Annotated in this window: 12 protein-coding genes and 2 pseudogenes; 5 read left to right on the top strand and 9 right to left on the bottom strand. The window is 40.8% G+C overall.

The annotated features are described in order from the left end of the window. Positions 1 to 30: 30 nt before the first annotated feature. From BLL41_RS09035 to gerBA, 3 genes and pseudogenes are all read right to left on the bottom strand, one after another. A pseudogene (locus BLL41_RS09035) lies at positions 31 to 1,153 on the bottom strand (Ger(x)C family spore germination protein). Beyond that, positions 1,150 to 2,255, bottom strand: a pseudogene (gene gerBB, locus BLL41_RS09030) (spore germination protein GerBB). The pseudogenes BLL41_RS09035 and gerBB overlap by 4 nt, the downstream one beginning before the upstream one ends. Positions 2,256 to 2,260: 5 nt before the next feature. Continuing rightward, entirely contained in the window at positions 2,261 to 3,712 is a 1,452-nt protein-coding gene (gene gerBA / locus BLL41_RS09025) for a spore germination protein GerBA (RefSeq protein ID WP_071577588.1), read from the bottom strand. A gap of 268 nt (positions 3,713 to 3,980) precedes the next feature. Between gerBA and manA the strand changes: the two genes are divergently transcribed. Both manA and lytD read left to right on the top strand, forming a co-directional pair. After that, positions 3,981 to 4,931: a mannose-6-phosphate isomerase, class I gene (gene manA, locus BLL41_RS09015; RefSeq protein ID WP_071577587.1), complete on the top strand. Its 951-nt coding sequence runs from the start codon at positions 3,981 to 3,983 to the stop codon at positions 4,929 to 4,931. Between the two features lie 128 nt (positions 4,932 to 5,059). Beyond that, positions 5,060 to 7,702, top strand: coding sequence for a beta-N-acetylglucosaminidase LytD (lytD, locus tag BLL41_RS09010; RefSeq protein ID WP_071577586.1), 2,643 nt, complete (start codon positions 5,060 to 5,062; stop codon positions 7,700 to 7,702). Between the two features lie 39 nt (positions 7,703 to 7,741). Here the strand turns inward: lytD and BLL41_RS09005 are convergent, their stop codons facing one another. The 6 genes from BLL41_RS09005 to BLL41_RS08980 form a co-directional block, all read right to left on the bottom strand. After that, the gene (locus tag BLL41_RS09005; RefSeq protein WP_071577585.1) at positions 7,742 to 9,601 is read right to left on the bottom strand and encodes a CDP-glycerol glycerophosphotransferase family protein; all 1,860 of its coding nucleotides are present in this window, start codon (positions 9,599 to 9,601) and stop codon (positions 7,742 to 7,744) included. A gap of 18 nt (positions 9,602 to 9,619) precedes the next feature. Beyond that, positions 9,620 to 10,789: a CDP-glycerol glycerophosphotransferase family protein gene (locus BLL41_RS09000; RefSeq protein ID WP_071577584.1), complete on the bottom strand. Its 1,170-nt coding sequence runs from the start codon at positions 10,787 to 10,789 to the stop codon at positions 9,620 to 9,622. Between the two features lie 3 nt (positions 10,790 to 10,792). Beyond that, entirely contained in the window at positions 10,793 to 11,818 is a 1,026-nt protein-coding gene (locus tag BLL41_RS08995; protein WP_003235523.1) for a ribitol-5-phosphate dehydrogenase, read from the bottom strand. Next, complete coding sequence (locus BLL41_RS08990; protein ID WP_071577583.1) at positions 11,815 to 12,528, bottom strand: IspD/TarI family cytidylyltransferase; 714 nt, start codon at positions 12,526 to 12,528, stop codon at positions 11,815 to 11,817. Before BLL41_RS08990 ends, BLL41_RS08995 begins: the two co-directional genes overlap by 4 nt. Before the next feature lie 88 nt (positions 12,529 to 12,616). After that, positions 12,617 to 13,768, bottom strand: a complete 1,152-nt coding sequence (locus tag BLL41_RS08985; protein ID WP_071577582.1) for a CDP-glycerol glycerophosphotransferase family protein — start codon at positions 13,766 to 13,768, stop codon at positions 12,617 to 12,619. A 95-nt stretch (positions 13,769 to 13,863) separates the two neighbouring features. Continuing rightward, a complete protein-coding gene (locus BLL41_RS08980) occupies positions 13,864 to 14,637 on the bottom strand; it encodes a WecB/TagA/CpsF family glycosyltransferase (protein WP_071577581.1) in 774 nt (257 codons plus the stop codon). 507 nt (positions 14,638 to 15,144) lie between these two features. Here BLL41_RS08980 and tagD point away from each other — a divergent pair. The 3 genes from tagD to BLL41_RS08965 all read left to right on the top strand — a co-directional run. Next, positions 15,145 to 15,534, top strand: coding sequence for a glycerol-3-phosphate cytidylyltransferase (gene tagD, locus BLL41_RS08975; RefSeq protein WP_014665589.1), 390 nt, complete (start codon positions 15,145 to 15,147; stop codon positions 15,532 to 15,534). A gap of 93 nt (positions 15,535 to 15,627) precedes the next feature. After that, positions 15,628 to 16,812 (top strand): CDP-glycerol glycerophosphotransferase family protein, encoded by a 1,185-nt coding sequence (locus BLL41_RS08970; protein ID WP_071577580.1) that lies wholly within the window; start codon positions 15,628 to 15,630, stop codon positions 16,810 to 16,812. A gap of 23 nt (positions 16,813 to 16,835) precedes the next feature. After that, positions 16,836 to 16,962: glycosyltransferase (locus tag BLL41_RS08965; RefSeq protein WP_141770196.1), on the top strand; the 127-nt coding region annotated here is incomplete at its 3' end.

The following is a 16,962-nucleotide window of genomic DNA, read 5'->3' as shown; positions in this document are numbered from 1 at the left end:
GGTGGTAATCATCGCACCCTTTTTCAGTGTTTACTTCCCGACTGTGCCGAAGTTAATGATTTTGAAAGAAATATCATATTTGAAATCTGCCTCAGAAAATATTTCATCCCAATGTCCTTTCACGTTATTCCAGTATTCAGGGTAGCGAATCCGGATGTAATCAGATAAAAAGATTGGATCGATTTTATACTCATGCTGCAGTTTATCCATTACCTGCTTTACATCGCGTTCAAGCTTTTTCTCAAAAATGTTCTCAAGCCTGTGCAAATAGTTTTTATGAAAGGAATTTTCGTTCGGATTTTGGTCTTCTGTCAGGATCCCCCTTGTGTTGACAGACACCTGAAAGACAGGCTTTCCATTTTCAATGGCCGCCTTAATTTTAGATTTCGACTTTCTAATCTCAAACGTAATCGGATGTCCTTTATCTGTTGTCGGCATAACACCGCCTCGTATCGTCCCCATAACCCATGTCAGTGTCTGAAGTTCATCAGCTGAAAGAAATCCGACAAGTTTATTGCTGCCGCTTGATAATGCCTGCCCCATCATACTTCGCTTTTCCCTTTTGGTTTTTAACGGCTTGGATGAGAAAACTGTAGCCATTTTGGCAATAGATGGAGGCTCTGCCGATACGAAGCGGCATCATAATCTTCCCGTTATACCCGCTGTTATTGGTCAGTTCAATCAGCTTTTCGGAAGGCATCGGCTGCTGCTGCTCCGGACTTCCTTTCGTAAAAACATCTCCGGCTTTCCCTCTGGCAGCCATCAAATAGCTGCTGCGCCGCAGCTCATCATCCCGTATGAAATGGTTGAAGACCTGATCAATGTTTTGATTCCTCATTAGCTTTTCTCCCAAAAGAATGACTTTTAAATGATCGCTATAGATAGGAGGGTCCTTGATGGATACATCACTGACTGCTTCTAAAATGGTTTTCCCGTAGGACGTCACATTGACAAATTCAGGTTTTCCGGCTGATTGGCTGTCTTCACTTTGGGGAAGAAGGTTTTGATACGTTAATTTATACTGATGGTCATCCGTTTCATCGATCGCAAGTCCTCTGGCAAAAGACAGTTTTTCAATATCTTTGACATCCCAGCATCCGCAGAGCATCTGCAGCATCAGAACCATTGCTGCAAGCTTCATCATTGTCTTCATTGCAGCTGACCCCTCCCCAGTTTTTTCTGTATCCAGCTTAAGAACCAGATGAAAAAGGGTATTGCAATCACAACTAGAAATACATAACCGAGAAGTGTACCGTAATAAAACACGTCATTAAGATCTTCAGGAAACATTGAAAGAAAAAATGTAACAGCCAGCAATGCAATAAGCAGCCATGGATTGTTTTTATTTTTTAAGTGAAGGATATCTGTTAATCCAATATGCGCCCCTTTAAAGGAGCCAAGCATACATGTAAATTGCTGCGCTGTCCAAGTTAACTGTAAAAACAGGTCAAATCGTTCAATAAAAATCCCTGGAATTTCTAATGCGTGAATGAGTGAAATGGTCGGCCACGTCACTGTTTTTGCCTCAGCCACACTCATACAGCCAATGACCATAAACAAAGTAATACTATAGAAAACAGCCGAAGTTGTAATGCCAAAGGCGACAGCTTTTTTTACTTGCTTCGGATCCTTCATAAAGGGTACGAGATAAAATATGACTTCAAATCCTGAAAAATATAAAAGAGTTTTAGGAAATAAAGAAAAAAACTTTGAAAGCCGCCCTCAAAAACGGGCCGGATAAAATCTAATTGAAACAAACGAAAGCTAAACATCAAAAGCATGAGAAAAATAATAATGGTGATAGGAAAGATATATGCATATACCTTCGCAATGGGGTATACGCCCCCAGCCACATGATAAATGGCAACCCCCAGAAAAGTAATCACAACAACCGCCATCGGTGTGTTTTTCAAAAGAAAAAATCCGACAACCTCGCCCAAAACCCGCGTCTGATAGCATACGATACCGATAAAATAAAGGGTAATAAATAAATTCAATAAGAAACCGATCAATTTTCCCGCTGCAATGCTGTTGAGCTCAAAAATCGTTTTCTCACTGTTTCGTTGAAGAAAAGGCAAAAAAAGCAGGGCAAAAATAATAAAAATAACGCCCTGCAGTAGGATCATGATCCATCCAATCGGACTATCGGTTTCAGCGGCTGAGCGGGGAAGGGTTAAGACACCGGAACCGATCATTGTACTGCTTACCATAATAAGTGTCTGCATAAATGTAAGCTTGTCCTCTGATTGCCTCATAGCCATCACCTTTGTCTGATTTTATCTTTTGTGCCTTTGCGGGTAGGTCTTCTTTTTAAAAATAGGGTGGGAACGCGAATAATTGTGTCTTTCAAGTCTTGTCCGGGCTGTGCCATTATCGGAATAATGTAATCCTGGCCAAAGCTTTTCAAACGCATTAAATGGCCAATTACTAACAGAAAGACCATGATGACGCCATACATGCCCAACACTGATGCACTTATCATTGCCGCGATACGAATAATCCGCAGCGGGAAGTTATAAGCGTATGATGGAACGGTAAAGGATGCCAATGCGGTAATGGATACAACAATGACCATTAGTGCGCTGACGATTTGGCCTTGTACGGCTACTTGTCCGATAACAACCCCTCCGACAAACCCAATCGTCTGTCCGATCGGCTTTGGGAGCCTTAACCCGGCTTCCCTGATCAGTTCTATCGTGAATATCATATTAAAGGCTTCAACAAAAGGCGGGAAAGGTACATTCAGCCTGCTGCCTGCAATCGAAATGGCCATTCTCGTCGGCAAAAGCCCGGTGTGAAAAGAAACCAGAGAAATATACAGGCCAGGCAAATAGATGGTAATCAGAATGCTCGTATAGCGAATCAAACGAATAAGAGACATTGGAATCCAGCGCTGGTTGTAATCATCCGGTGAATGAATAAATTCATCAACCGTTGCTGGTACAATCAATGCAAATGGCGTACCATCTACTAAAATCGAAACCCGTCCTTCTAACAACGAGCTTTCTACACGATCAGGACGTTCTGTGCTTAATATTGTGGGAAAAACCGAAAAAGGTTCATCCTCAATCAGCTGTTCAAGTGAGCCTGATTCTGGCACATCATCTGTCATGACAGATTTTAGCCGATTAAACACTTCTTTTACGACATAATCAGGAGCAATATCCTGAATATAAACGACAGCTACCTTTTTTTTCGTCCTTTTGCCGATGGTCATTTCTTTAATGACTAGATTAGGATCACTAGACCGCTCCCGCAAAAGCGCCGTGTTTGTCCGCAGTTTTTCAATAAAACCAACCTTTGGGCCGCGTTCCAAGACTTCAGATGTAGGCTCTTCAAGGTTGCGCGTCATTATCGTTTTTGTATCAAATGCCAACCCTCCGTCGTAACCGTCTGCGAGCAAAATCGCTTGGCCCGAAAAAACGAGCTGCTGAATTTCGTTTATCGAGGAAACAACACTGTGGCGATAGCCGAAAAAAAAAGCGGATAAATCTTCAATCAGGCCTTCTTTTTTGGCTGGCGCTTCTTTTTGTAATGGAGAAATGACGTATTGCGCCAGAAGTTTGTTTTCTGTCAAACCGTCAATATACAGCAGGCACGCCTTCTGTCTGCTGTCTCCGAAAGAAAACGTATAAAATATGATATCGTCATTTTGCCCCAACTTTTTTTTCAATGTTTCTATATTGTGCTGGAGATCAGAGTCGATTTGCATAATTTCTCTCCCCTTTATAAAACATATTGACGGTTTTTCTTAATTTGTATCAAAAGAGGAGAATTATTCTTCATAAGGAAAAGGCTGAAACAAACCTTCTTTTGAAAGTGATATAATAAAAAGGAAGCGTTTTCTCAAAAGGGGTCATTGATACATAATGCTTTGTACATATGTTGTCATCGAAAAGCAGACAGGCATATGGGCGTTTGTAAGGGGAGCGCACCGGGAAAAAGATGATCAGGTTATTTACAGGGGAGGGGTACGGATCATGACGCAATCACCAATTTTTCTAACGCCTGTGTTTAAAGAAAAAGTCTGGGGCGGAACCGCTTTACGAGATAGATTTGGATACGGTATTCCTTCAGAATCAACGGGAGAATGCTGGGCCATTTCCGCTCATCCAAAAGGACCGAGCACTGTTGCGAATGGCCCGTATAAAGGAAAGACATTGATCGAGCTTTGGGAAGAGCACCGTGAACTATTCGGCGGAGTAGAGGGGGATCGGTTTCCGCTTCTGACAAAGCTGCTGGATGTGAAGGAAGATACGTCAATTAAAGTTCACCCTGATGATTACTATGCCGGAGAATACGAGGAGGGTGAACTCGGCAAGACGGAATGCTGGTACATTATCGACTGTAAGGAAAACGCGGAAATCATTTACGGTCATACGGCCCGCTCAAAAACCGAACTTGTCACAATGATCAACAGCGGTGACTGGGAGGGCCTGCTGCGAAGAATCAAAATTAAACCGGGTGATTTCTATTATGTGCCAAGCGGAACGCTGCACGCATTGTGCAAGGGGGCACTTGTTTTAGAGACTCAGCAAAATTCAGATGCCACATACCGGGTGTACGATTACGACCGTCTTGATAGCAACGGGAATCCTAGAGAGCTTCATTTTGCCAAAGCGGTTAATGCCGCCACAGTTCCCCATGTGGATGGGTATATAGATGAATCGACCGAATCAAGTAAAGGAATAACCATTAAAACGTTTGTTCAAGGGGAATATTTTTCGGTATATAAATGGGACATCAATGGCGAAGCGGAAATGGCTCAGGATGAATCCTTTCTGATTTGCAGCGTGACAGAAGGAAGCGGTTTGCTGATGTATGAGGGCGAAACATGTCCGCTCAAAAAAGGCGATCACTTTATTTTGCCGGCTCAAATGCCCGATTTTACTATGAAAGGAACTTGTACACTTATCGTATCTCATATTTAAACTTAATCTCACTTCGAGATTAAGTTTTTTTATTAGAAAATGGAAGTGATTCACCTATAAATGAAGCATGCGCGTGCCGATAAATAAACTAGTTTTATATACTCATAGAAGAAGAAAGAGGAGAAGGAATGAAAAAGAGATTAATCGCACCTATGCTTCTATCCGCCGCGTCTCTTGCCTTTTTTGCCATGTCTGGTTCCGCCCAGGCCGCCGCGTATACCGACTACTCCATATATAAGGTAGAGCCGTCGAATACGTTCAGTACAGAAAGCCAAGCCTCACAAGCTGTCGCCAAACTGAAAAAAGATACTGGCTGGGATGCATCCTATCAGGCTTCAGGCACAACAACGGCCTACCAAATTTCCGCTTCAGGCATTCATAGCGAATCAGAAGCGAAATCAATACTGAGCGGACTCACCAAACAGACATCGATTACCGGAACGTCAAGTCCTGTCGGAAGCAAACAGCCATATGTCACCATCTCGTCAGGTGCCATTTCCGGAGAAAAACAGGCCAACACAATCCTAGCAAAGCTGAAGCAGGAGACGGGAGTGGCTGGCGCTGTAAAAGCGTACGGAGCAGCTCAGCCCTATATGAATGTCATGACATCAGACATTGCTGATGAGACAAAAGTCAAGGCGCTTATCCAGAGCCTGGCTAAGCAAACGGGGATTAAAAGCTCGTATCAGCCCATCACACACTCTGTGTCTGTCACAACCATCCAGTCAGGCACAATCGTGGGAGACAGCAGAGCAGCGCAGATCAAAAGCGCCTTTCAAAAGGAATCGGGGCTGCAGGCATCATTAAAGGAAACGGTGAAAGGACAAGCCTATTATACGTTCACAACTGCCGCCATTTCAGGTGAAGCGAATGCCAAGACGCTATTACAGCAGCTGAAACAGAGCACTGGCATCACAGGCAGCTACAAGTCAATCAATCAAAAAACAACCGTTGAGTCATACAATGTCCAATCAGCTTATTTCAAAGGCCTGAATACAGTAAAGGATGCCATCAGCCAGATCAAGAAAAACACCGGCGTATCCGGCAGTTACCAACAGGTTGGAAAAAGCACATCATATACCGTGAATATGAAGGGGATAACAAAACAGCAGCTCCAAAAAGTAGATACTTTCTTTAAAAAGAAAAAATGGCATTATACGTCATCCAGCGCCAAAAAAACAACAACTTCTGCGGCTTACCAAATCACGACGGCAAAGATGTTAGGCGAGCAGCAAGCAAACAAAGCAGCAGCCTTCTTTGCTCAGAAAAAAGTAAAAGCCACAAAAACAGCAGCTGGAACAACAGCAGAAAATCAATATCAGCTCATCTCAGAAGAAACATCAGATCAATCAAAAGTCACAAAGGGATTGAACCTATTAAAGCAAAACCAGCTGAGTGCTTCTGCGAAATCCGTCAAAAAACAAATAGCTGACACATTCAAAATCACAACTGAATCTCTGCTTGATCAAACAAAAGTCAATCAGGCACTCACGTTTTTTAAATCGAATCATATATCAGCAGCAAGCCAGAAAACCGGCCAGTCGGCAGCAAGCAGCTATCAAATCACAACTGAAGCCATCATCAGTCAAGAAGACATTGACCGCGTTTTAGCATTTTTTAAACAAAACAATACCGCCGGCACAACAGCAAAAACAAGTGAAACGGCATATACACAATACAAAATCGTGACAGCCCAGCTCAGCAGCAAAACTGCATTGAACAATGGGTTAACCTATCTTAAATCAAAAGGTTTAACTCCGAGCTACACAACGAAAAGCAATACGCTTTATAAAATCAGCGTAAACGAACAGTTCACAGGCAATGATACAGCTGCTGCGGCATCATCGAAGCTAAAACAATTATACGGATGGGCATCATCTATCGTGAAAGTCAAAAACGGCCCGCAAATCATGAAAACAAATTACAATCTCTCGCTTCGTGATATGGTCCAAAAACAAATGACAGTAAGTCCGCAAACAGACGGAGCGGCTTACGTCTCGCTCACGTACATTAATACAGCAACATCAACCGTTACGGCTGATGCACTAAATATCAGGTCAACGCCGGAAGTCAGCCCGACGAACGTGATCGGCCAATTTAAAAAAGGCGATAAGGTAAAAATCATCGGGCAAACAAACGGCTGGGCCAAAATTAATTTAGGCTGGCGAAACGCAAGCAGTGATGAAGTGGTTCAATACGTGGACCCGAATAACTTTTCTAGAGACAGCAAATACTACTTCCAATTTCTCAAGCTGTCACAGACAGCCGGGCTAAACGCTACTGAAGTCAATCAGAAAGTGCTTATAGGCAAAGGCATCCTGACAGGACAAGCAAAGGCATTTATCGATGCCGCTAATAAATACGGCATCAACGAGCTGTATTTAATCTCACACGCTCTCCTTGAAACAGGGAACGGAACATCTGATTTAGCCAATGGCTTAACCTATAACGGAAAAACCGTATATAACATGTACGGAATTGGCGCGTACGACAGCAACCCGAATTACTACGGCGCTAAATACGCGTACGAGCAAGGCTGGTTCACACCAGAAGCGGCCATTATCGGCGGAGCCAAATTCATAGGCTCATCGTATATTCACAACACAGCCTACAATCAGGACACACTGTACAAAATGAGATGGTCAGCTACAGCGGCACACCAATACGCAACAGACATCGGCTGGGCATACAAACAAGTAAACCGCATGTACAGCCTGTATTCATTGCTGGACGGTTACACACTTTACTTTGATGTTCCGGAATATCAATAAAAAAAAACACCTTTTGCGGCTGCAAAAGGTGTTTTTGGTTTATCTCTTAATGACTTTATTGTCTGATGGCTCTTCTTCCTGAGGGAAAACAATTTGATCAACGACACGCTCACTTGCTTTTCCATCAAGATCATCGAAGAAATAATGAACAAATGAATCAATTTGTTCAAAGTTATACTTCTCTTCTTTAATGATCGAAATCATTTGCTCAGAGGTTTTCGCAAGCGGACCGGGAATAAAGTCAAAGTAATCGTAATAGAAATCACGTTTGCGAATATAATCATCTACATCATAGCTAAAGAAGATCATTGGTTTATTTAATAAAGCATACTCAAAGCAAACAGAAGAGTAATCCGTTATCAGAACATCTGTTACGAGCAATAGCTCGTTAATTTCCCTAAACGAAGAAAAATCATAAAAGAAATCGCTGTACTGATAAGGAATATTGGCATCGTTCCGTACGAATGGATGAATTTTGAACAAGAAGATATATTCATCCTTTAACTCACGATACAGACGGTCAAAATCAAGCACTTCAAAAGGATAATGGGCTGATTGCTGACCATTTCCGCGGAAGGTAGGTGCAAAAAGAATGACCTTTTTGTCCTTAAGAAACGGATATTCCGTATAAAGACGTTCTTTTACAAACGCCTTCTTCGCTTCATCAAAGAAAAAGTCTGTTCGCGGTACGCCCGTAGCAATTACGTTCTCAATGTCTACGCCAAAGCCCTCTGCGTAGTGCTTCCGTATATTTTCAGAACTGACAATAACCTTCGTGTAGTTTCTATGGTTTTTCGAATGCGGCGACGGTCCTCCTGGCAGCCCGATTCGGCTGTAGCCGAATGTCTTAAAGGCGCCGACAGCATGCCACAGCTGGACAAGGTCTGCATTTTTACGGATTTTTAACGGATAAATAATCGGATAAAAATCGTCTATAAAAATGATTTTGCTTGTCGCAAAATGATAAGCCATAGACATCAGTTCAGACAGGCTTTTTCTATCTCGGATGCTGCTCTTTAAGAAAAATTTGAAATCAAAGTTTTCTTCACGTTTCAGCAGTTCTTCATAAACAAATTCGAAGTTTCCTGTCATATCAAGCCGGCTGTCAGAAGCAAAGACAATTTTATTAGACTTAATTGGGAGCAGTCGGAACACATCGTATGCAAAATGGAACAAGCTTGTATTCAGCTTGCGCAAAAATCGGTTTGCCTCTTTTCCAGTATCCAGCTCCAAAAGGCTCGGATCAATTTCCTGCAGTTTGTTGCAAGACAAATTAATCGTCTTTTCGCCCTCATCATAATTAACGATCAAATTGAACTTCATCAGCTTTTTAGCAGAATGAAATTCCATTTTTGTAGCATACACATCATTAGAAAGGAAATTGCTGACGTTTCCAACTGTATGCACTTCCTGATGTTTTACATTTTGGTCATCTACAGCTTCAATTTCGAGAAACAGCTTATACTCGCCCTGCGGAAGAGGCTTGTCATTCATCAGCTTAGAAAAGTTAATCTGCTGTGAAAATCCTGCCCACTTATAGGCTCCAGGCACATTTGAAGTATCAATTGACAGCTTATCTACCGGAACATCCCGCAGTGAAACAGCTGTAAATAAAACACCGTTACTTACCAATAATAAACGTTTTCGAACCTGATCCTCTTTTTGAAGCGGCAGGCCCTTGATATACATATAACCCGCAATTTTTAGAATTGACCCATTCCAAGAAAACTCAGAAATCTTTCGGACAGGGACTTGCTGGTTTTCTTCAATTCGCTTCGTTTTATCAAAAAGAGAAAAAACCCTATTATCAGCTGGATGGACAATGACAGCTGCATTTTCTTTTTGCGTTTTCTTTTTTGATCTGAAAAGTCTGTTCTTAATCTTTCTTGCCAGCTTCACTTTGTACCTCACTTTCTCCTAATCGGCACCAGATGTTAAAAATGATGAAATAAAATCGGCCACCCGCTCTGAAGATTTGCCGTCCTGATGGGTGATAAATGTCTGTGAAAAATCTTCAATTCGTTTCGTATCAGCCTCATGATCACTCTCGATATCATGTACAAGCGATGGAACGTCTTTCGAGATCGGCCCGGGTACAAATGATTCAAATGGATAGTAGAAATCACGTTCTTCCAAGTAGTCTTCTAAATCCGGGCAGTAAAAATACATCGGACGTTTCAGCAGGCTGTATTCGAAAATAACTGAAGAATAATCCGTTATCAGCCCATCAGAGATTGCCATTAAATCGTACAAAGAGTACGAATCAGTTAAATCCAGCACAAAATCATCCTCTTCCGTGTGCGCATGCTTGCGCATATACGGATGAAGATGGAGGATCACGACATAATCTTTATGGTTTAGCGCCGATTTTAATTGTAGCAGATCAAGCGGTATAGCGTCACCCTCTTGATGATGTCCGCTGCCTCGAAAAGTAGGAGCATACAAAAGCTTTTTTTTATGCTTAAATTCCGGATAAGCCTGATGAAACTTATCCAGTACAGTGTGAATATGTTCCTTATGATAAAAATAATCCGTCCTTGGAATGCCGAGCGGCAAAATCTGCTTTTGCTCCATTTGAAAGGCTTCGGCAAAATGCGGCACGGCAGCGGGTGCACTGACAATGGCATAATCATAGTTAGAATGCACAGGAACAATCTTCAAATAATCAGAAGAAGGGCCGAACGGCTTGTTCACAATACTGTAGCCGAATTTTTTAAACGCGCCGCAAGCATGCCAAAGCTGGATGGAAACAGTTTCCTTTCGTTTTGGCACTACATACAAAGGAAAATAATAATCATCCAACAAAAGCACGCGGCATGTTGCAAGGTGATATAACGAGCTGAAAAGATGAAGCAAATATGAAGCTCGTCCGATCAGCCCCTTATCCATCTTCCGGAACAGCAGGGTGATGCGAAGAGACGGATCTTGCTTCAGCTTTTCATAGACACCTTTAAAATTATCACTTAAATGATCCTCACGATAGGAAGCTATGACAATTTTGTTGTGCTGTACTGGTAATAAAGCGCTCAATAGTTTATAAGCAGTGCCGAATACTCCTTTTACAATTCGCGTAAGGAATGTTTTCACTGTTTAAATTTCCCATTCAATAACAGTTTTTCCCCAAGATGAAGTCAAATCTGCTTCAAACGCGTTTGTAATTTCCTCAATACTGCGTACCGGGAAGCGTCCGCCAACTAATGTTTCTAAATAATCAACGACTTCAGGGTATTGAGCTAAAAAGTCTACAGTACGGGCAAAATCCTCGCGTCCGCTGCGGCTGCTGCCGATCAGCGTAATCCCTTTTTCAAGCACCATTCTTGTTTCTATTTCAACAGGGTATTCAGACACGCCTAGGAGCGCTACACACGCTTCAGGATGGACATGGGCAATGATCTGTTCAATTGCGCTTTCACTGCCGCGACCGCCCACACATTCAAAGGCATGATCGATTCTGACATCCTCAGGAATGTCGTTAATTTGATAAGCTGCATCAACAAAAGAAAAATGATCAAGCTTGTAAGGTGTTTTTCCGAAGATAAACACTTTGCTGTCCGGATATTTCTTCTTCAGGAGAAGCGTCATGATAAATCCGAGATTCCCGTCTCCCCAGACACCGAATGTGTCGCGCTTCTTGTGTGCCATTCGCTCAAAGCGGGAAAGCGCGTGAACTGCAATCGTAATAAGCTCAGTAAAGGCTGCGACATGCGGATTAATGCTGTCCGGAAGTTCAACGAGCCGATCCGGGGCCATGAACATGTAATCCTGCATAAATCCATCATAGCCGCTTGAACGGAATCTGCTGGAACGCAGGTAATTCTCCGCAATGACTTCATGCTCTTCAACTGGTGTATTCGGAACCATAACAACCCGTGTTCCGACTTTAAATGTGCCTGTCGGATCAAACATGACTTTCCCGATTCCTTCATGAATCAGAGCCATCGGCAGTTTTTTATCCATTGCTTCTTTGCCCCGTGAGCCAGTATAATACCGCTGGTCGGCAGCACAGATCGATAAATGGGTAGGACGGACGACGACCTTATCTGAATGGACAACTTTATCTTTATACGTCACTTCAAATTGTCGGGCAGAAACTAAACGATACGTTTGATTAATCATTGTGAAATTCGCTCCTGTAAAATGGCATTAGCCACTTTTAAGTCATATGGTGTCGTTACTTTAATATTAAAGACTTCACCGCGGACCAGCTTCACTTTTTCACCTGCTAACGAACAGATCTTGCAAGCGTCAGTCAGGACAGCTTTTTGTTCATCGGACAGTTTATTATAAAGCTCGACCAATTTGCTGATCCGGAAGCTTTGCGGTGTTTGCCCCTGATACATGTTATCTCGGACAGGAATATCAGAAATAAATTCCTGGTCTTCTGAAGCAATAATTGTATCAATGGCTGAGATAACAGTATCGACCGCGCCGTATTGAAGAACAGCATCAATGTTTTCGTCGATAATGCGATGAGTCAGAAACGGACGCACAGAGTCGTGAGTGATGATCACGTCATCTTCTTGTATGCCGAATTCTTTTTCAATATAGCGGATGCCGCTCATAATGGATTCATTACGGTCGCTGCCGCCTTCAACGACAATCAGGCGATCATCCTGCCCGATGAATTTCTTTAAAATGTCTTTTGTATGGTTAATCCACTCTTTAGGTGAAACGATTAAAATCTTATCGAAACGGTCATTTAATAAAAACTTTTCAACCGTATGAATGATAATTGGGCGTTTATTTAACGGCAAAAACTGTTTTGGCATATTGACGTTCCCCATGCGGGAACCTTTTCCACCGGCTAAAATCTCAGCATAAATCATAAAATGACTCCTTCCTTACTACAACTCATAATGTTTTATAAAGGGTTTTCATATTATTTGCAATACCGATCTCTATTATATATAAAGATCAGCTTGATTTCTCATGTACATAGCTTAAAAGCTGCTTACTGGCATTCCCTCTCGAGTACAGATTCCACTCGCGTGAAAAGCGCTCCACTTCAGATTGGAGCTTGTCCATATCTTTCAGCTGGTCCAAGAGCATTCCTGAATCATGGCAAGGCACCCCGGGTATCACCTCAGTATAATGCTGAATTAAACCGCGGGTTCTGTTGTAAGCCTCCATATCATACGTATAAAACAAAATGGGTTTGTCCAGCAGCGCAAATTCAAAAGGGACAGAAGAATAATCTGATATTAACAGATCGCTCATTTTTAAAAGGTCTGCAAGAGGGAGATCTGAAACATCTTTTATCCACGCACTATCCTCAGGTAATTCAGCAGATTGCTTCATAACAGGATGCAGTTTTACTGCAAGTAAATATTCTCCTTTTAAATCTTGCTGCAAGTGTTTTTCTGAAAACGGCAGCGAAAAGCTTTCGAACCGGTCGTCCCTAAAGGTCGGCGCGTACAAAATGATTTTTTTATCTGCCGGCAGATGATATTTGCTTTTAAGGTCATTGCTGTTTTCCCGCGCCTCATAGTAAGCATCGGTTAAAGGCACACCAAACCTAAGAAATTTATCACCTTTTATGTCGAAAAATTCCTTGAATATGTCAGCCATATGTTCAGAACCGACGACAATCCGATCAAATGAAGCATACACTTTTCGAAAGCGTCTTACGTCAGCCCGTGACCGGTTCTGTGTGTTGATATCCTTTAACCCAAATCGCTTAAACGCTCCGTTCGCATGCCACACTTGGATACACTCGATATCAGACCTGCTGGTAAGAACGGTCGTCAAAACAAAATAATTATCAACAATCACCGATTTACTGCTCAGCATAGAAAAGACCGCTTTACATATATGAAGCGGGTGTTTTTCGTTAATAACTGAAACAGTAAGCGAAGGAAATTCCTTTTCCAGCGATTTGGCATGCTGGGTAAGCAGCACATGAATGGGAAAGGAATAGTGTCCCTTCTGATATTCCTTTAATATTGAACGGGCATTATCAGGAAAGGAAACGAGAAGGGTCACTTGGCTTCCCGGTTTGACCCAAAACAGCAATGTGCCAATGACTTTAACGAACACATAATAAAAAAATGCAAACCAGGATTTCATTCTGTCATCAGCTCAAAATGGCTGTCACAGATTGTCCGTAGGCGTAGCGAAAGATTCATACATTTCATTACATACCATAGCTCCTTTAAGGCCGATTACAGATGGCGTGATTGATCCTTGACCTGTCCTGTATATTGCGGCTTTGCTGAAGCTCGTTCATGTTTCAGCACGGCTGTAACATACTTAGGAATGCTCAGCATTCTTCTCCAGCGTGAAGGGTTTGTGATCAGCCTGTACATCCACTCAAGGTGAAAACGGATAAAAAATGAGGGCGCTCTTTTCACATTGCCGCTGAACACATCAAAGCTTCCGCCAAGCCCCACAGCAACAGCCTGAGGGAATAAATGTCGGTATTTATGGATAAAGAACTCCTGATTAGGATAACCTAACGCGACAAATACAATATCAGGATTTGCAGCCGCAATCTTGTCTGCCACCTCACGCTGATCTTTCACATAGCCGTCAGAGTATCCGGCAATTTCAATCCCGGGAAAATCACGTTTAACTCGCTCAATTGTTTCCGCAATCACATGCTTAGCCGCACCGTAAAAGAAAACCCGTTTTTTCTTTTGATCGGCTTTCTCAAGCAGAGACGTAAACAAATCATAACCGGCGATTCTGGATTGAAGAGGTTTTCCAATCATTTTGGAAACCAATACAACACCAATGCCATCCGGCAAAATAAAATCAGCAGACGAAAGAACCGCTTCATAACGCGGATTCTGCATCGCTTCAAATCCGATTTCAGGATTCGCTGTTACGATGAACGCACCTTTGTTCTGATCCAAATATGACGTTTCTAAATGTGATACAAATGAAGTCAGTTCACTGTCTACAAAATCTAATTGATTAATGGGTTTCGTTTGCATCGTATCAACCCTCCTTTTCATCTATATGTCTATAAAAAACACGTGTCATTCGTATAGTTTGATTAAAGACTCTTTGCCTGAAAACATTTTACTCTATCTTACCACAAAAATCTTTAGGAACTTTTAACATTCACATTACAATTCCTTCACGTTTTGACGATGAATTAATATGAGGAGGGCGTACAGAATAAATGACGCAGCAGAAAGAAAATCGTTTCACTTAAAAACACGACAAAAGATTCGATTTTTTCGAAAAAGAAAACTTGTTATAATGGGTAAGAATGAGGCATTAGACCTGTAAAAAATATACATCAATACAACGATGATACCAAAAAATGCTGGTGATTGACATTTTTAAAGAGCCTTAACTTTTATAGGAACTTATGCTATTATTGTTCAATATTAATGGTACGTAAAAAATGTGTCGAAATTATAAACAGTCTGTTAAGGTTTTTGGTTTTTTTCTGGTACTCTCAGTTGAAAACGGTTGGAAGGTGATGTTATCTGATGAAGAAAGTGATAACGTACGGAACATTTGATTTATTTCATTATGGACACATGAAGCTGCTGGAAAGAGCGAAGAATCTGGGTGATTACTTAATCGTAGGATTATCAACAGATGAATTTAATCTTCAAAAACAAAAAAAATCGCATCATTCCTATGAACATCGAAAATTCATTCTGGAAACAATTGATTTTGTGAATGAAGTGATCCCTGAAAAAAACTGGGAACAAAAAATCTCAGATATTCAAAAGTATGATATAGATACATTTGTCATCGGCGATGATTGGAAAGGAGAATTTGACTTCTTAAAGGAATATTGTGAGGTCATTTACCTTCCAAGAACAGAAGGCATTTCAACTACCCAAATCAAAAAAGACATGGCTAGTTTATAGAAGCACCAACTTAAAGAGGCTTGAAGTAATTCAGTTGCTTCTTTTTTTCTTGTTTGCGCAAATATAAATTTTTTACTCTTTAAGGAGTTCATGATGAAATCTTTTATTTTACAAAAATGCAGAAGTTTATTAGTTAGGTCCTATTCACTTCTTTTTAAGATTTTTGCTCTTCTGCCAAGAAACAATAAATTAATTTTATTTGAAAGCTACTCAGGAAAACAGTTTAGCTGCAATCCACGAGCAATCTATGAATACTTACAGGAAAATAAAGATCAATATGATTATAAGATGATATGGAGCATTGATAAACGATATTTGTCGGCATTAGATGGTGTTGATGCTGCATATATAAAAAGATTTTCTCTTAAGTGGATTTGGTACATGGCTACAGCGAAATATTGGATTACAAACAGCCGGCTGCCTTTATGGATTCCAAAACCTAAAAACACATTGTATGTACAGACGTGGCACGGCACTCCATTAAAAAAGCTTGCCAATGACATGGATGAAGTGCACATGCCAGGAACCACAACTGAAAAGTATAAACAGAATTTTCTGCAGGAAGCTAGCAAATGGGATTATTTGATTTCACCTAATGCTTATTCAACTGAAATCTTTAAACGGGCGTTTCAATTTAATAAACAAATTTTAGAAACAGGTTATCCGCGAAATGACATTCTATATTCACCAAATAAAGAATCATTAATTAATAGGGTAAAACAAGAGTTAGGAATTAGTGAAGATAAAAAAATAATTTTATATGCACCAACTTGGAGGGACAATGAATTTAAGAAAGTTGGCCAATATAAATTTAAACTTCAATTTGATTTAGAGGAAATGAAGAAAGAACTAGGGGATTCTGCGGTCATCCTTCTTAGAATGCATTATCTAGTATCAGAAAAATTTAATTTAGGGAAATATAAAGAATTCGTTAAAGACGTTTCTTTATATAAAGATATTCGTGATCTATATTTAATTAGTGATTTATTAATTACGGATTATTCCTCTGTCTTTTTTGATTATATGAATTTAAAAAAACCCATTGTCTTTTTTGTATATGATCTCCCGGCTTATCGAGACTCCATTAGAGGATTTTACTTTAACTTTCAGCAAAAAACGCCAGGGAACTTGGTACAAACAAGTGATGAACTTATAAAGACGGTAAAGGAATTGCTACATAATCCTCATATTGATGATAATTATGAGCATTTTTATAAAGAATTTTGCAATTTAGAAGATGGCAAGGCTTCTAAAAGAGTAATTGAAACGATCTTGTAACTTCTAAATAAAGAGGTAATAACATGTTTTCTATCATAATGCCGATATATAATTCTGAGAATTATTTAAGGGACTCAATAGAGAGTGTCATTAACCAATCGATTGGATTTAAAGAAAATATAGAACTTATATTAATAGATGATGGCAGTG

This window comes from Bacillus sp. FMQ74 (genome assembly GCF_001875785.1).
Taxonomy (GTDB): Bacteria; Bacillota; Bacilli; order Bacillales; family Bacillaceae; genus Bacillus; species Bacillus stercoris.
The sequence above is the reverse complement of the archived record's forward strand: the minus strand, read 5'-3'. Positions and strand labels throughout refer to the sequence as shown.